General features: G+C 66.4%; 20 protein-coding genes. 11 read left to right on the top strand and 9 right to left on the bottom strand.

The features are described 5' to 3' along the window. The first annotated feature begins 77 nt into the window (after positions 1–77). Together cynR and QH196_RS06200 are read left to right on the top strand one after the other, a co-directional pair. On the top strand, positions 78–947 hold the full coding sequence (cynR, locus tag QH196_RS06205) for a transcriptional regulator CynR (protein WP_280414782.1): 870 nt from the start codon (positions 78–80) through the stop codon (positions 945–947). Between the two features lie 230 nt (positions 948–1177). Continuing rightward, positions 1178–1501 carry a hypothetical protein gene (locus QH196_RS06200; protein WP_280414781.1) on the top strand — a complete coding sequence of 108 codons (324 nt, stop codon included), beginning with the start codon at positions 1178–1180 and terminating at the stop codon, positions 1499–1501. A gap of 86 nt (positions 1502–1587) precedes the next feature. On the opposite strand, the gene QH196_RS06195 is transcribed toward QH196_RS06200, so the two are convergent. The 4 genes from QH196_RS06195 to QH196_RS06180 form a co-directional block, all read right to left on the bottom strand. Continuing rightward, a complete protein-coding gene (locus QH196_RS06195; protein ID WP_280414780.1) occupies positions 1588–2475 on the bottom strand; it encodes an oxidoreductase in 888 nt (295 codons plus the stop codon). A gap of 125 nt (positions 2476–2600) precedes the next feature. Continuing rightward, positions 2601–3026 carry an organic hydroperoxide resistance protein gene (locus QH196_RS06190; RefSeq protein ID WP_280414779.1) on the bottom strand — a complete coding sequence of 142 codons (426 nt, stop codon included), beginning with the start codon at positions 3024–3026 and terminating at the stop codon, positions 2601–2603. An 8-nt stretch (positions 3027–3034) separates the two neighbouring features. Next, positions 3035–3478 (bottom strand): MarR family winged helix-turn-helix transcriptional regulator, encoded by a 444-nt coding sequence (locus QH196_RS06185; protein WP_280414778.1) that lies wholly within the window; start codon positions 3476–3478, stop codon positions 3035–3037. A 121-nt stretch (positions 3479–3599) separates the two neighbouring features. Next, positions 3600–4028 carry a pyridoxamine 5'-phosphate oxidase family protein gene (locus QH196_RS06180; protein WP_280414777.1) on the bottom strand — a complete coding sequence of 143 codons (429 nt, stop codon included), beginning with the start codon at positions 4026–4028 and terminating at the stop codon, positions 3600–3602. Between the two features lie 143 nt (positions 4029–4171). Between QH196_RS06180 and QH196_RS06175 the strand changes: the two genes are divergently transcribed. The 3 genes from QH196_RS06175 (at position 4172) to QH196_RS06165 (ending at position 6109) form a co-directional block, all read left to right on the top strand. Continuing rightward, entirely contained in the window at positions 4172–4972 is an 801-nt protein-coding gene (locus tag QH196_RS06175; RefSeq protein ID WP_280414776.1) for a class I SAM-dependent methyltransferase, read from the top strand. Between the two features lie 89 nt (positions 4973–5061). Further along, positions 5062–5550 carry a cupin domain-containing protein gene (locus QH196_RS06170; protein ID WP_280414775.1) on the top strand — a complete coding sequence of 163 codons (489 nt, stop codon included), beginning with the start codon at positions 5062–5064 and terminating at the stop codon, positions 5548–5550. Between the two features lie 88 nt (positions 5551–5638). Next, entirely contained in the window at positions 5639–6109 is a 471-nt protein-coding gene (locus tag QH196_RS06165) for a PPOX class F420-dependent oxidoreductase (RefSeq protein ID WP_280414774.1), read from the top strand. Between the two features lies 1 nt (position 6110). Here QH196_RS06165 and QH196_RS06160 read toward each other — a convergent pair whose 3' ends face one another. The 3 genes from QH196_RS06160 to QH196_RS06150 all read right to left on the bottom strand — a co-directional run bounded on the left by QH196_RS06160 (position 6111) and on the right by QH196_RS06150 (position 8678). Further along, positions 6111–6851 carry a DUF2332 domain-containing protein gene (locus QH196_RS06160; RefSeq protein WP_280414773.1) on the bottom strand — a complete coding sequence of 247 codons (741 nt, stop codon included), beginning with the start codon at positions 6849–6851 and terminating at the stop codon, positions 6111–6113. Between the two features lie 290 nt (positions 6852–7141). After that, positions 7142–7726 carry a hypothetical protein gene (locus QH196_RS06155; protein WP_280414772.1) on the bottom strand — a complete coding sequence of 195 codons (585 nt, stop codon included), beginning with the start codon at positions 7724–7726 and terminating at the stop codon, positions 7142–7144. Between the two features lie 238 nt (positions 7727–7964). Further along, entirely contained in the window at positions 7965–8678 is a 714-nt protein-coding gene (locus QH196_RS06150; protein WP_280414771.1) for a GntR family transcriptional regulator, read from the bottom strand. A 99-nt stretch (positions 8679–8777) separates the two neighbouring features. Between QH196_RS06150 and QH196_RS06145 the strand changes: the two genes are divergently transcribed. From QH196_RS06145 to QH196_RS06125, 5 genes are read left to right on the top strand one after another with little or no spacing between them, the layout of a single operon-like run. Continuing rightward, positions 8778–9464 carry a phosphonatase-like hydrolase gene (locus QH196_RS06145; RefSeq protein ID WP_280414770.1) on the top strand — a complete coding sequence of 229 codons (687 nt, stop codon included), beginning with the start codon at positions 8778–8780 and terminating at the stop codon, positions 9462–9464. A 34-nt stretch (positions 9465–9498) separates the two neighbouring features. Next, on the top strand, positions 9499–10458 hold the full coding sequence (locus tag QH196_RS06140) for a phosphate/phosphite/phosphonate ABC transporter substrate-binding protein (protein ID WP_280414769.1): 960 nt from the start codon (positions 9499–9501) through the stop codon (positions 10456–10458). Between the two features lie 4 nt (positions 10459–10462). Then, positions 10463–11281, top strand: coding sequence for a phosphonate ABC transporter ATP-binding protein (gene phnC / locus QH196_RS06135; RefSeq protein WP_280414768.1), 819 nt, complete (start codon positions 10463–10465; stop codon positions 11279–11281). Next, positions 11278–12870, top strand: coding sequence for a phosphonate ABC transporter, permease protein PhnE (gene phnE, locus QH196_RS06130; RefSeq protein ID WP_280414767.1), 1593 nt, complete (start codon positions 11278–11280; stop codon positions 12868–12870). Before phnC ends, phnE begins: the two co-directional genes overlap by 4 nt. Next, the gene (locus QH196_RS06125; RefSeq protein WP_280414766.1) at positions 12846–13859 is read left to right on the top strand and encodes a zinc-binding dehydrogenase; all 1014 of its coding nucleotides are present in this window, start codon (positions 12846–12848) and stop codon (positions 13857–13859) included. Before phnE ends, QH196_RS06125 begins: the two co-directional genes overlap by 25 nt. A gap of 7 nt (positions 13860–13866) precedes the next feature. On the opposite strand, the gene QH196_RS06120 is transcribed toward QH196_RS06125, so the two are convergent. Both QH196_RS06120 and QH196_RS06115 read right to left on the bottom strand, forming a co-directional pair. Then, on the bottom strand, positions 13867–14163 hold the full coding sequence (locus tag QH196_RS06120) for a HigA family addiction module antitoxin (protein WP_280414765.1): 297 nt from the start codon (positions 14161–14163) through the stop codon (positions 13867–13869). 25 nt (positions 14164–14188) lie between these two features. Next, on the bottom strand, positions 14189–14470 hold the full coding sequence (locus tag QH196_RS06115) for a type II toxin-antitoxin system RelE/ParE family toxin (protein WP_280414764.1): 282 nt from the start codon (positions 14468–14470) through the stop codon (positions 14189–14191). 330 nt (positions 14471–14800) lie between these two features. Between QH196_RS06115 and QH196_RS06110 the strand changes: the two genes are divergently transcribed. After that, positions 14801–15184, top strand: coding sequence for a nuclear transport factor 2 family protein (locus QH196_RS06110; RefSeq protein WP_280414763.1), 384 nt, complete (start codon positions 14801–14803; stop codon positions 15182–15184). Positions 15185–15211: the final 27 nt, after the last annotated feature.

Genomic DNA, 15211 nt, shown 5'->3' with positions numbered 1-15211 from the left:
CCACCGTGCCCAACAGGAGGGATAGCGTCCAAGACTTGCTACCCATGGTCTCGATAGGCAGCATCTATAGTTGCTCGATGGAGCTGCGCCACATCCGGTACCTGCTCGCCGTCGCCGATCACGGGAACTTCACCCGGGCCGCCGCTGCCCTGCATATTTCCCAGCCGACCCTGTCGCAGCAGATCAAACAACTCGAGCGTTCCCTGGGGGTGATACTGCTCGACCGTTCGGGCCGCACCGTACGCCTCACCGATGCGGGCGAGGCCTACACCCGGCACGCCCGGCTCGCCCTCCGCGACCTCGACGCCGCCGAACGCGCTGTCCACGATGTCCAGGATCTTTCCCGCGGGCACCTGCGGATAGCGATGACACCCACCTTCACCACCTACCTCATCGGCCCGCTCGTCCACCGGTTCCGGGCTGCGCACCCGGGTATCTCGCTCACCGTCACGGAGATGACCCAGAACCGAATCGAAGCGGACCTGATGGCCGACCGCCTCGACCTCGGCATCGCCTTCGCCGGCGAACACGTCACCGGAATCGACCACACCGCCTTGTTCACCGAAGAACTCAGCTTGGTGGTCGGGTCGCAGCACCACCTGGCGACCACGCCGCAACCACTACCGGTCGAAGAACTCACCGGTGAACCACTCGGTCTGCTCACCGGCGATTTCGCCACCCGCCTGCATATCGACCGATATTTCGCCGAATCCGGCATCACCCCGTATGTCGCGGTCGAAGCCAATTCCATCAGTGCCCTACTGCAATTCGTCCGCCGTGGTTCTACGGCCACCGTGCTTCCGGATGCGATCACCCGAGAGCGTCCCGATCTACAGCCGATCGCTCTGAGCCCGCCCCTGCCCACGCGAACCGTCGAACTACTGCGCCGCGCAACGGCATACCATTCCGCGGCCGCCTCGGCGTTCACCGCGATCGCCAGGGGCTGATGTGCCGATATCGGTAACACGCGGCGGCCTCGAACGAAAGAACACGGAGAAGGCCCAGGTAGCGAGCGTGGTCGGTAGTTGGTGAGACGGTTCGGTCTCTCAGGTGGGGCGACCCGGCTCACGCTGTTGTTCGATCACGATCGGCGTTCGCGAACGGTGCCTTCGGTAGTCCGGGTTCGTTGCGCAGCGGGGCATGCGAATTGCGGCCCCGCCCATGAGAAGGGGCGTGCATGGCTGATACACGACGTTCTAGACATACCGACCGAGTCTTCGCCGCGGTTTCGGCATTGGGCGCCAGGCTTTCCGGCGGCTGGTTACGCCATGAACTGCTGGTGGCGTCCATCGTGCTCTCGTTGTTCACGCTGGTGATGGGACTGACATCCGAACACGTGGGGTGGCGGATCGGGTATTGCGCGGCGGGTACCGCGGGTGTCACCGCCTCGGTGCTGGTGCTGCGCAGGGAGGGGCCCCGGCAGTGGGTGGCTTCCCTCGGAATCGCGGTGTCGAACGTGATCCTGCTGGTCGTGTACGGGCGGATGTCCGGCGACCTGTAGACATCTGCGAACTCACTGAGGCAGCCCGTATGCCGGTGACGTGGTCCGCGGCGCAGTCGGACCACGTCACCGGTGCCGCTGTCGACTCAGCCCAGGCCGAACGAGACCCCGGTGAGTTCCTCGGAGACCTCCCACAACCGTTGCGCGGTTCGCACATCACTCGCACCGGCCGAACGGCCGACCAATGCGGGGTAACCGTGGAGTTCGCCGCGGCCGTCCGGCCCCACATAGCTCGCTCCGGGCAGGTCCTGGGTGGCGGCGAACAGGGTGGTCCGGGCGGCCTGCTCCGGTGTCTGGGCAAGGAACCGGCCCGCCAGGTGCACGATCCCGACCAGGTATTTGTTGCGGTCGCGGGTGCCCAGCTCGGTGGCGGCGTACCCGGGATGTGCCGCCGTCGAGCGGATATCCGAACCGGCCCGGCGCAGCCGGCGTTCGAGCTCGAGGGTGAACAGCAGGTTCGCGAGTTTGGCGCGGGCGTAGGCCTTCACCGGGTTGTATCCGCGTTTCGCGAAATCGAGATCGTCGAAGTCGATGGAGCCCGAGCGATGTAAGCCGGAGGACAGCGTCACCACGCGGTCGGTGATCTGCGGCAGCAGCAGGTTTGTGAGCGCGAAATGCCCGAGATGGTTGGTGCCGAACTGCATTTCGAAACCGTCCGCCGTACGGGATTCGGGTACCATCGCCACCCCGGCGTTGTTCACCAGGATCGCGATCTTCCCGTCCCAGGCTTCGGCGAACGCTCGCACGGAGGCGAGATCGGCGAGGTCGAGTCGTCGTACCTCGTTACTGCCACCGATCCGCCGCGCGGCCTCGGCACCGCGGTCGAGGTCACGGACGGCGAGCACGGTATGCGCCCCGGCGCGGGCGAACGCGGTGGCGGTACCGAACCCCACGCCGCTGTTCGCGCCGGTGACGATGACGGTTCGGCCGTCGAGCGCGGGCAGGTCCGCCGCGGTCCATTGGGTGGAACTCATGACCCGACGGTATCGGGCTCGGCCGGTCCCGGCGACCCTTCCGCAGAGTCGTCATCGCGAACTCCGCCCCGGCGCGACCTTCCGAAGCCCGCGCCGGGCGGATCCTGCATCATCCCGGGCACTGCTCAGTCGTCGGTGACGACCACGTCGACGTCGATATTGCCGCGCACCGCGTTCGAATACGGGCACACCTGGTGCGCGGCATCGGCGAGTTCCTGGGCGGCGGCATGGTCGAGGGTAGGGATGACGACCTCGAGGGTGACCGCCAGCCCGAATCCACCGTTGCCGTTGGGGCCGATACCGACCCGGGCACCGACGCTGGAGTCGCCGATCTCGACCTTCTTCGTGCGGGCCACGAGTTGCAGCGCGGAGTGGAAGCAGGCGGCGTAACCGGCGGCGAACAGCTGCTCCGGGTTGGCCCCGTCACCGCTGCCGCCCATTTCCTTGGGCATGGCCAGTTGCAGGTCGATCCGCCCGTCCGGGGTGCGGGTGCGGCCGTTGCGGCCGGCGCCGGTGGAGATCGCTTCGGCGGTGTAGGCGATATCGGGCATGGAATTCCTCATTCCTGGTTGTCGTCCCCGGCCTGCGATTCGCAGAACCGGGTAGCGAGATCACGCAGCAGAACGGCTTCTTCGGGGGACATCTGGAACTTCAGCTGAACTCGGCGCTGGACCGCGGCAACTTGCGGCTGCAAGCGCCGGCCTGCTTCGGTGAGGTGGATGGTGACCAGCCGCTCATCGGCATCCGCACGCCGTTTCTCGACGATCCCGAGCGTCTGCAGCCGCCGCAGCAGCGGTGACAACGTCCCGCTGTCCAGCCGCAACCGTTTGCCGAGCGCCGAGACGGTGATCCCGTCCTCCTCCCATAACGCCAGCAAAGTGACGTATTGGGTGTAGGTGAGACCGAGCTCGCCGAGCCCGTCCCGATAGGCGTTGGACGCTACTCGCGCCGCCGAGTACAGCGCGAAGCAGACTTGCGAGTCCAGCAGCAGGTCTTCATCCACGCCGTTAATAGTGCCACGCAACCTAACCGTGCGCAACTAAGTTGCGCGCAATTCAGTTGCGGCCCGTTCGCCGCTGAGTCGACGGCGGTGTTCACACTCCTCTGGTCGGGCAGTTGCTCGGTCAGAGCGCGTAGCGGTGCACTTTATCGGGGTGGATGACGACGCGGAGCAGATCGCCTGCGAGTATCTCGGCGAGTGTGTCGGCTCGGGACCGGTCGTCGAGGTCCCAATAGCGCTGGGCGAGCCGGGAACACAGATCGTGCGCGCCGTCGGGCTCGATGGCGGCGCTGCCGGAGAGGGACACCCAGCGTTCGAGCTCGCCTACCGGTGCCGCGACGACGATCGAGGCGCGGGGGTCGCGGCGCAGTCGGCGCACCTTCAGCGAGTCCGGTTCCGTGAAGAGCTGGATAGTTCCTTCGGTGGTGGCCTCGAACCAGACAGGCCGGGGTTGCGGCGGCTGGGTGGCTCCGGCGACGGACAGGAATCCGTGCAGGGGGCGTGCGAGGAATTCGAGATCGGCAGCGGTGAGGTGGGCGGAGTCGTCGCTCATAGCAGCGAGTCAACGGCATTTGCCGTTTTGAATCCATAGGTGGAACGCCAGACGATCTGTGTGATCGTCCAGGTGCCGGTGGTGCGCACGGTCCGCGCTGCGGGGTGTAGCCGGAATAGTTGAAAACCATTATCGTTACGGCTATGTCTGTCAACGACCGCTCCACTCGGGCCTTCGATACCGCCGCCACCGATTTCGACCGCCTCGGTGAGTATCTGTGGCGGCCGATTGCCGCGGCGACGTTGGCGAGCACCGCCCCGGCATCCGGTGAGCGAGTGCTCGACGCCTGCTGCGGTACCGGTGCGTCGGCGCTGCCCACCGCGGAGCGCGTCGGGACGGCCGGACAGGTGGATGCGGTCGATCTGTCGGAAGCGTTGATCGATGTCCTGCGGCATCGGGCGTCGGGCTACCCGCAGCTGCACCCACATATCGGGGACGTCACCGCCTGGCCGCACGACGGCTACGACCTGGTGCAGGTCGTGCTGGGGATTTTCTTCTTCCCCGATATGACCGCCGGAACCGAACACCTGATCGGCCGGGTGCGTTCCGGCGGCCGGGCCGGGTTCACGATCTGGCGGCGTGGTGCCGTCGAAACCGCGGGTAAGCATCTGGGTGCGGCGGTTGCCGCGGTTACCGGCGCGACACCGCCACCGCCGCGGCCACCGCATCTCGTCGACGAGCTCAATCAACCGGCCCCGTTCCGCGACTGGCTCGGCGCCCGCGGACTCACCGAGGTCACCGTCACCGAGCACGAACTCCTGCTTCCGATGACGCCCGAGATCGCCTGGCTGCTCGTCACCGGCTCCGGATACGCCGGTGCCCTGGCCGAACTCGACGAGGGGCAGCGAGCTGCCGTGCGCGATGCCTACCTGTCCTCTCTCGACGCCGCCGGAATCCGCGAACTCGACGTCACCACCCTGATCGGTGTCGGCGTTCGCCGGTAGCGGCGTTCGCCTGCCGCGTCGCCGACTGCCCGTTAAAGTCGGTGGGGCCGGCGAAATCGCCGGTCCGGCAAGACGAAAGAGGGCTGATCATGACAGCGATCGGTCGTGGTGGCGTCCGTAATCCGTGGACGCAGCCGACATACGGTTACTACAACACCCAATTCGAGCAGTCGCTCACTGTGCAGGACACCGCCGGGCAACTGACCATGATGCGGATGACCCTCAACCCCGAATCCGCGCCACCGCTGCATTTCCACACCCGGGAAGACGAATTCTGGACAGTGGTATCGGGCCGGGTGCGGTTCTGGCTCGGCGGATCGACGTTGGAGAGCTGCGCGGTGCAGGAAGCCGACCCCGGCGCCTTCGTATTCGGTCCACGCAATGTCGCGCACACGTTTCAGACGATCACCGAAACCGCCGAGGTGCTGATCGGTAACACCCCGGGTGCGCTGGAGGGGTACTTCACCGGCGTCGGTTCGGCGGACGCCCGTCACGACGACGCGAACACCGATGTCCTGGAGGACTACGGTGTCTTCTTCATCGGGCCGGCACCGGTGTGGAGCGACTGGAACAGCTGATCTCGGCTGCCTGTCGGTGGCTCGGGTGAGAATCCGTCCATGCCCGCCGGACGGGACCCGTCCGGTCCACGACAGTGAGGAGTGGATGATGGCCGAGATCATTCGCGATGCCGATAAGGATGTCGACAGCATAAAAAGGCTGACCGGGAGCGGCAGGGGGCGTACTGCCGAAATCCCGGACAGTCATATCGATCTGCTCGACAAGGTGAGCTTCGCTCACCTCTCTACGCTCGGTCCGGACGGAGCGCCACAGTCACACCCGGTGTGGTACGACGCCGTGGACGGACAGCTGCTCATATCCACCGGCACCGACCGGCAGAAATACCGCAATATCCGGCGCGACCCACGAGTCTCGGTCTCGATCCTCGACCCCGGCGATCCGTACCGCTACCTGGAAGTGCGCGGCCGGGTGGTCGAGATCGAGCCGGACCCGCAGAAGGCTTTCCTCGACAGGTTGGCGCGCAAGTACCTGGATCGGGACACCTACCCGTATGCGGAGCGGCGCGGTGTCGAGCGGGTGATCCTCCACATCCGGCCCGAGCACGTAGTGGCAGGCTGAGTCAGGAGTTCGTCAGCCAGCTCAGCATGCGGCCACGGGACCAGCAACGGCCGATGGCCTCGGTGTGCAGGGCCGAACCGTCGAAGATCGCCAGGCCGATGATGCTGTGGCCGGAAGCGTGCCGATCGCCGAGTGTTGGGATGGCCGGGGCCACGCCGACCCCTTCGGCCGAAACCCAGGCCACCACGCGACCGGTCGCCGATTCGTCCAGTCGGTGCAGGAAGCGCAGGCGATGTTCCCGCGAGAAGCGGGACAGGGCCCAGGTCGTGGTGACGACGGGTAGGGCGTCCGCGGGTATCCGGGCGATGGCGTCGGGTAGCAGGTCGATGGCGTTGCCGCGCAGGAGTTGTGGGGTGGTCGCGGTGGTCAACGCGATATCGGCGTCCAGTCGAGCTGAATGTTCGGGGTGCTCCGGGGAGACGGAGTCGCGTAGCCGTTGGGCCGCAGCCGGATCGGTCACGTCGATCGGATCGCTGTCGATACCGATACGGGCGAGGACCCGCGGCATGGCCTGCACGGGGACGAGGCGTCGGCCGACGACCGCGGACGACAGTTGGACAGGAGAATGCGGGTCGCCCAGCAGGTGGCCGTTGCGGTATGTGATGCCGACGCGATCTACGGTCAGGTCGAAACCGGCACCGCAACCCACATCTATCAGTCCGATAGCGTTCGCGCTCACCCGGCGGGCTGCCTCGGTGACGGCCGGATACAACACGGCTCGGACCTCGGTCGACGTGGGCACGGTCTTCCTTGCGGTTCGACTCATGTATGTGAATCGTATCCTTGAAACAACGGTTGAGACCTCGGCGGAGAAACTCGGCGGAATCTCTGGTCAAGTCTCCAAACCATGGTGGTTACCGAGTCGAGTTGGCCGGCGCCGGCTTGTCAGGCCCCCATCCTGGCGTGAAATCCGATCACTCTCGGCGACAGTTGCTGAGGTGCTTCGGCCGGACCCGCGGTCAGCGGGTCCGGCCGTACGTCAAAGAGTCATCACAAGACGAACCGTTGAACAACGGCGCGATACTCAGGGAGTCAGAAGGCGCTACCAGTGCCCGGCAGACCCGGCAGCCGGGCCATCGGCAGGGGCAGATGCGGCAGCGACGGCAAGTGCAGCGCGGGGATCGCCGGCAGCAGAGCGGGCGGGGGCGGCGGGATGTACGGGTTGGGCATGTTCCAGGTCTGGGGCTGGGTGCCGCCGCCGTTGTTGTGTCCATGGCCGGCCGGTCCGTCGTGGTCGCGTCCCCCGTCGTAACCGGCGTGCGAATCGCGGTTCCCGCGGTCGGTGTGACCGCTGTTGAACTGGTCGTTCCAGCCGTCGTAGTTCTGCCGGTTGTGGTCGCGGTATCCGTAGTGGCCGTTATCGTCCCAGCCGAAGTCGTTATCGCCGATGCCGTAGTCGCCGGGTTCGTTGTCGCCCAGCCGGTTGTCGCCGAAGTTGTGGCCGCCGTCGTTGTCGCGGCCGCCGGAACCATGGGAATCGCGGTCGCTGATCTGTGTCGCGCCTGCCGGGTCTGCGAGGGCGGTACCGGTGACGGCCAGGGGTGCGAGGGCGATAACCGCGATCGCGGCGATCCGGGCGGTGATGCGGCGGGTGCGCTGTTCGGGGTTTCGGTTCATCGGTGGAGTCCTCACTCGTCGCGCCCCGTGTGCCCCGGGGGTTACATCTTCGGGAGCGGTTATCGATACATTCACTACCGTACCGCTAGATAACGGCACATTCAATAGGAACAAGTGGCTGGACTGGTAAGTGGGGTTGTCAACGGCTTCGGCCGTGCCGATACCGGCCGTCGACCGGTCGATATCGGCCCACCTGGCATCAGGGGCAATGTCGTGGACCGCCCGTGCGGGCCCGGTGTCAGGGGGTTTGGATGGCGGTGAAGGTCATGCGGTCGCCGCGGTAGAGGGAGCGGCGGTGTTCGATGGGAATCCCGGCCGGGTCGTAGGAGACGCGTTTGAGCAGGAACATCGGGGTGCGGGTGTCGACGGTGAGCAAGGCCGCTTCGCGGGCGTCGGGCAAGGTGGTTTCGATGCTGTCCACCGCCTTGGCGAAAGCGATTCCGCGGCTCGCGATCTCGGCGTACAGCGACTGGGTGTAATCGAAGGTGTCGATCAGCCCGGGGTAGCGGTAGGCGGGGAGCCGGGTGGTTTCGAGACCGAGGTGTACGCCGTCGGTGGTGAGGACGCGTTCGAGCTGGATCACCGGATCGCCCGGGGCGATGGCGAGTTGGCCGGCGAGATCCGCGTCGGCGGTGAGCCGGGTCCAGCCGACGAGAATTCGGGTGGCGGTGCGGCCTTCGGCGCGGGCGGCTTCGGTGTAGGAGCCGAGAGCGAGGGGGAGAACGAGTTTCGGGCCGGCCACCAGGGTCGTCTTGCCCTGGCGTTCGATCCGGCCGGCGACGAGTAGTTCGCGCAGCGCCTGCCGCACCGTTTCCCGGGCCACATCGAAGCGTACGGCGAGATCGCGTTCGGAGGGGACGGTGTCGCCGACGTCCAGCCCGTCGAGCAGTTCTTCGATGCTCGCGCGCACGATCTGATGTTTGAGAACCCGGGGTTCGACGGTCGACGTCACGGTCCAACCCTACCGCGATGGTGGTCTATACCAGCTGTTAACTCAAGGTTCGCTCAACGGCAGCCCCCTGGTCTATACCAGCATGGCATTCTCGGTCCCGTGCAAGACAACAGCGATATCGCCCTGGCAGTACTGGATATGGCCGGAACCACGGTCGCCGACGACGGCGCTGTGATCGCGGCCTTCGACGATGCCGCCACCGCGGTGGGGCTGCCGGCGACCGGCCCCGAGCGCGACAATGCCCGCCGCTACGTGCTCGACACGATGGGTCAATCCAAAATCGTGGTGTTTCGTGCACTGTTCGGTTCCGAGCACAAGGCAGCCGAAGCCAACGCGGCCTTCGAATCCGCCTACGAACGCTACGTCGACGAAGGCGCGATCACGCCGATTCCCGGTGCCGAAGAAGCCATCGCGAAATTGCGCGCGGGCGGTATCAAGGTTGCGCTGACAACTGGATTCAGCCGTTCCACTCAGCGTCGCATCCTCACCTCCCTCGACTGGACCGAAGTAGCCGACCTGGTGCTGGCCCCCGCCGACGCCGGTCGCGGCCGCCCCTACCCCGACCTGGTGCTCACCGCATTGCTCCGCGCCGAGGTCGACGATGTCCGCCGAGTGGCAGTCGTCGGTGACACCGCCAGCGATATCACCTCCGGCCTCCGCGCCGGCGCCGCCATCGTGGCGGGCACCCTCACCGGCGCGCACAACGCGCAGACCCTGCGCGAGGCCGGGGCCACCCACCTCCTCGACACCGTTGCCGAACTCCCCGACCTGCTCTTTTCCGCCTGATCCCGTTCGACCCCGACTCCTCCGAGGACGTTCCATGTTCTTCCGCCGCAGTCATACCGTGGCCGCCGTACTCGCCGGCCTGGCACTCACGTTGTCCGCCTGTTCCGGCTCCGATTCCGAGGCGCTGAACGAACAGGGCTATCCCGAAACCCTGACGCTCGCCGCCATCCCGGCCGAGAACTCCACCGACCTGAAGGCCAGCTACGAACCGGTGATCGCCCTGCTGGAGCGCGAAACCGGCTCGGAGATCGACTTCGTGCAGGCCTCCGACTATGCGGGGGTGGTCGAGGGACTTATCGCCGGCAATGTCGACCTCGCGTTCTTCGGCCCGTTCGCCTACGTCGTGGCCGGAGTGAACGGCGCGGAGATGACCCCGCTGGGCGCGGTCGTGCAGGACAAGGGCACACCGCCCGGCTACCAGTCCTATGGCCTCACCCGCTCGGACAACGACCAGGTCGACGACCTCGGCGACTTCAAGGGCAAGAAGGTCTGCTTCGTCGACCCGGGTTCGACCTCCGGATTCCTCTATCCCACAGCCGGACTGATCGAGAACAAGGTGATCGAGTCCGGGTCGGAGGCGGATCTTTCCGCCGGTCTCCAGCCGATCTACGCCGGCGGCCACGACGCCTCCGCACTGGCCATCGCGGCCGGTGACTGCGATGCCGGATTCGCCTTCGACACCATGGTCGACAAAACCCTGATCGAAAAGGGCGACCTGAAACCGGATCAGCTGAAGACGGTCTGGAAATCGGAAACCATCGCCGGCTCCCTGTTCGCCGCGAACAACGATCTCGGCACCGAAACCATCGACAAACTGCGCACCATCTTCACCGAGAAGGTCAATGCCGACTACATGCTCGGCGAAGGTCTGTGCACCGGCGACTGCCGGATCACCGACGAACGGGTGTGGGGCGTCGTTCCCGCCACCGACGCCGACTACAACGGCGTACGCCACGTCTGTGAAGTAACCGGCTCCGAGAAGTGCAAGGGCTGATTCGATGCCTCCCGCGCCGCACCGTCCGACCGTCGCCGGCGACGACACCGTCATCTCCGCACAATCGGTCACCAAGAAATTCGGCGAAACCACTGCGCTCGACGAGGTGTCGTTCGAGGTGCACCGCAGTGAAATGGTCGTGCTGCTGGGACTTTCCGGGTCCGGCAAATCGACCCTGCTGCGCTGCCTCAACGGCCTGCACCCGGTGAGCTCGGGCCGGGTCGAGGTCGACGGGACCCGCGTCGACCTCGCCTCCGGGGCCCGCCTGCGCGCACTTCGGCGTGACGTGGGATTCGTCTTCCAGCAATTCAACCTGGTCGGGCGGCTCAGCTGCCTGGAGAACGTGCTCATCGGCGGGCTCGGCCGGATCGCGCTGCCCCGCTACGGGGCGCTCACCTACCCGAAACGGATGCGGGCCGAGGCGCTCCAGCATCTGGACCGGGTCGGGCTCGCCGATCTCGCCGAACGCCGCGCCGATACGCTGTCCGGCGGCCAGCAGCAGCGGGTCGCGATCGCCCGCACCCTCATGCAACAACCCAAGGTGCTGCTCGCCGATGAACCCGTGGCCTCCCTCGACCCCGAGAACGCGGGCGTGGTGATGGATCTGCTGTTCCGGGTGTGCATCGAGGAGAAACTGACGGTGCTGTGCACCCTGCACCAGGTGGATCTGGCGATGGGCTGGGCGCACCGGCTGATCGGGTTACGGGGCGGGGCGAAGGTGCTCGACCGTCCCGCGGTGGGGTTGTCCCGGGACGAGGTCATGGAGATCTATCAGCGGGTCGAACCGGCGGTGGCCGGGTCGAACGCGGTCGAACCACGATGAATGCGTTACTCGCCCCGGTACGCCCGGCCGCGAAACCGCCGGTACCGAACACGATTCGCACCGTGCTGCTGCGGGCCTGCGCCGCGGCCGCGGTCCTGGCCACCCTGGCCGGCGCCTGGTACATCGATTTCGCGCCGGCCACCCTGATCGACGGTCTCGACGAGATCGCCGCGCTCCTGGAACGGATGCTGCCGCCGCGGCTCGACGACCCCGGCCGCATCTCCTCCCTCGCCGTCGAAACCCTGCTGATGGCGATACTCGGCACCGTACTGGCCGCGCTGGTCTCGGTGCCGCTGGCGTTCCTCGCCGCCCGTAACACCACTCCTCATCCCGTGGTCTACGGTGCGGCGAGGGCCGTCATCACGTTCTGCCGGGCCATGCCGGATCTGCTGTTCGCGGCGCTGTTCGTCCGCGCGCTCGGAATCGGCGTACTGCCCGGGATTCTCGCGCTGGCGCTGCATTCGATCGGGATGCTCGGCAAACTGTTCGCCGATGCCATCGAGCAGACCGATCCGGGCCCACGCGAAGCGGTGCGCGCGACCGGCGCCGGCTACTTCCGGGAAATGCTGAACGCCGTCGTCCCGCAGGCGATTCCCTCCTGGATCAGCACCTTCGTCTACCGCATCGATATCAATCTGCGGATGTCGGTGGTACTCGGTTTCGTCGGTGCGGGCGGCATCGGTTTCGCCCTCCAGGACGCGCTGCGCGGTCTGATCTACCCGCGTGCCCTCGGCATCGTCGCCGTGATCCTCGTGATCATCGCGGCCATGGAAGTCCTCACCATCGTCATCCGCCGCACCCTGCTGACGCCGTCGAAGGCGGGTCCGCGCCGCGACCGGCGGATACGCTTCGCCTTCGGTGCGCTGCTCGCAGTCACCAGCCTGGCGTCGCTGGTCGTCCTCGATATCGACCCGTTCGCGCTGTTCACCTGGCCGTGGCCGTCGTTCGAGGTATTCGGCCGGATGATCCCGCCGGACTTCGGCGCACTCGGCGCCGACCTTTTCGACGCCGCCCTCCAGACCATCGCCATCGGCCTGGTGGCGACCGCGATCGGGGTGGTGCTCTCGATTCCGCTCGGGATTCTCGGTGCCGCCAATGTCGCACCGCATCCAGCGCTGTATTGGCCGGCCCGAACCTGGATCCTGGTGGTGCGGGCGGTCCCGGAACTGATCATCGCGGTGGTGTTCGTCGCGGCGCTCGGCCTCGGCCCGATCGCCGGAACCTGCGCGCTGGCCATCGGATCCATCGGTTTCCTGGGCAAACTCGTCGCCGACGCGGTCGAGGAGATCGACCCCGGGCCCATGGAGGCGGTACGCGCGGTCGGTGGCGGCTGGTGGAAAACCCTGTTCGCCGCGGTCATCCCGCAGGCCGTCCCGGCATTGATCGGCTCGAGCCTCTACCTGCTCGACGTCAATATCCGCACCTCGACAGTGCTGGGCATCGTCGGCGCGGGTGGTATCGGATACCTGCTGTTCGAAGCCATCCGGACACTGAACTTCGATATCGCGGGCGCGATCGTCCTGGTCGTCTTCGTCATCGTCTACACCATCGAAAGGCTTTCCGGATGGATACGCTCACTCGTCGTCTGACCCGCGCCGCCGTCTGGTCCGCCGACGGGGTCCGGGTCCGCGATGTCGAGCTACCCACTCCCGGCCCGGGGGAATTACTGGTCCGCGTGGACCTGGCCACCGTCTGCGGCAGCGATCTGCACACCGTATCCGGGCGCCGCCCGGCGCCGTCACCGTCGATCCTCGGACACGAAGCGGTCGGACACGTGGCGGCCGCGGGCCCCGGAGCCGAACGGGAGATCGGTGAGCGGATCGTCTGGTCGGTCACCGCCACCTGCGGCCGGTGCGGGCGCTGCCGGCGCGGCTTCACGGCCAAATGCGAACAGGTGCGCAAGGTCGGGCACGAGGCGTTCACGGGTGACTGGCCGCTGTCCGGTGGATACGCCGAACACATCCTGCTCCCCGCCGGCGTCACCACGGTCACGGTCCCGGAGAAGGTTCCCGACGCGGTCGCCGCACCCGCCGGATGCGCTACCGCGACCGTCATGGCCGTACTCGAGGCGGCCGGCGAACTGGGAGGTCGCCGCGTCCTGATCTGTGGTGCGGGCATGCTCGGCATCACCGCTGCCGGAGCCTGTACCGAGCGGGGCGCGCAGGTGCTGATCAGTGACCCGCATCCGGAGCGACAGCACCTGGCGGCGCGATTCGGCGCGACCCCGGACCTCGGCGGTCCGGTGGATATCGCACTGGACTTCTCCGGTTCACCCGACGCCGTGGCAGGCGCTCTGGCCCGAGTCGACCTCGGCGGGCGCCTGGTGCTGGCCGGTTCGGTGACACCCGGTCCTACCGTCGCGCTCGACCCGGAGGCCGTGGTCCGCGGCTGGCTGACCATCACCGGTGTGCACAACTACGAACCCCGCCATCTCATCCGGGCTGTCGAATTCCTGGCCCGGACACACGGCACCATGCCCTGGAACGATCTGGTCGCTGACCCGGTCGCCCTGGACGCGATCGGCGCGGTTCTGGAACCCACACCGCGGGCGGTGCTGCGCGCATCGATCACCCCGTGAACTGATATCAGGCCGACAGTGGAACGATCCGATCGAGGGAATCGCCGAGCTTGTCCGCGGTTACGTCGAGGTCGTAGCGATCCTGCAGGTTGAGCCAGAATTGAGCGCTGTTACCGAACACTTTCCCGAGCCTCAGCGCGGTATCGGCAGTGATGGAACGCTTGCCGTGCACGATCTCGTTGATCCGGCGGGGCGGAACTCCGATGATGACGGCCAGCCGGTGCTGGGTGATCCCGAACGGCTCCAGGAAATCCGCGACCAGGATCTCGCCGGGGTGGATGGGCGAAGCCAGTGGATTGTTCATCTCGTGTACCTCATAGGGGGTGCGGTCAGTGGTAGTCGGTTATTTCGACACGATGTGCAGCGCCGGTATGCCAGGCGAAACAGATCCTGTACTGGTCGTTCACCCTGATGCTGTAATGGCCCGCACGGTCGCCACTGAGCTTTTCGAGCCGGTTCCCGGGCGGTATCCGAAGATCGTTGACGTCGGTTGCCGCATCGATGAGGAGTAACTTGCGGCGGGCGGTGCGCTGGATGCCCTGCGGCAACTTCGTGGACACAACCCGGTGGAACACGAGTTCTGTCTCCTTGTCTGCGAACGATGCGATCACAGACATAATATAACGCTCATCGTTAATAACGAGAGACGTTATGATTTCGGTACCCCGGTCGGGTCAACGGCGCGGGATGCGGGTGCTCACACGCCACAGTGCACTCTGTGCGACCGCTGCTGGAGGTGTCACCTACACCTGCTACACCGCGCGCTGAAATGTGGTCGGCCGGGCGTGTCCGGCCGGCGGATCCTTATGGGCTTGCTCACCAGCAGTGAAAGCGAGTTCCGAGTTGCGCTCATCGGGCGCGCGGGACGCGATGTTGGACTACCCTGGGCACGCATTACGGAAAAGCGTTACCCACGTGGGTAACTCGGCAAGGAGTGGTTGATGGCGGTACGGAAACTGGCGGAGGAATACTACGAGCTCATCGACTCCGGGCGGCTCGACGAAGCGGCCGCGCTGATGACCGATGACGTGAAGCTGACCTTTGCGAACGCCGAACCGGTGACCGGCCGGGACGCGGCGACCGCGTCCATCCAGTACGTACTCGACCAGACCACGAAGATCGAACACAAGGTGGTGCACTGGATCGAACCGCATCCGGCGACCGACGGTATCACCGAGGTGATGTTCGAAATCCGGATCCACTACTGGCTGAAGAGCGGTAAAGAGGTCGATATCCCGGGCGCGGTGTACGCGACGGTCAACGCGGACAACAAGATCACCGAACAGCGCCTCTACGGTGATCTCACCGAGGTTTTCGCCGGCTGACCCCAGCGCCATCCATGCGGCCCCGGG

Origin of the sequence: Nocardia carnea (assembly GCF_029868325.1) — a bacterium.
GTDB classification, from domain to species: domain Bacteria; phylum Actinomycetota; class Actinomycetes; order Mycobacteriales; family Mycobacteriaceae; genus Nocardia; species Nocardia carnea_C.
This window is presented reverse-complemented; position numbering and strand designations above follow the sequence as displayed.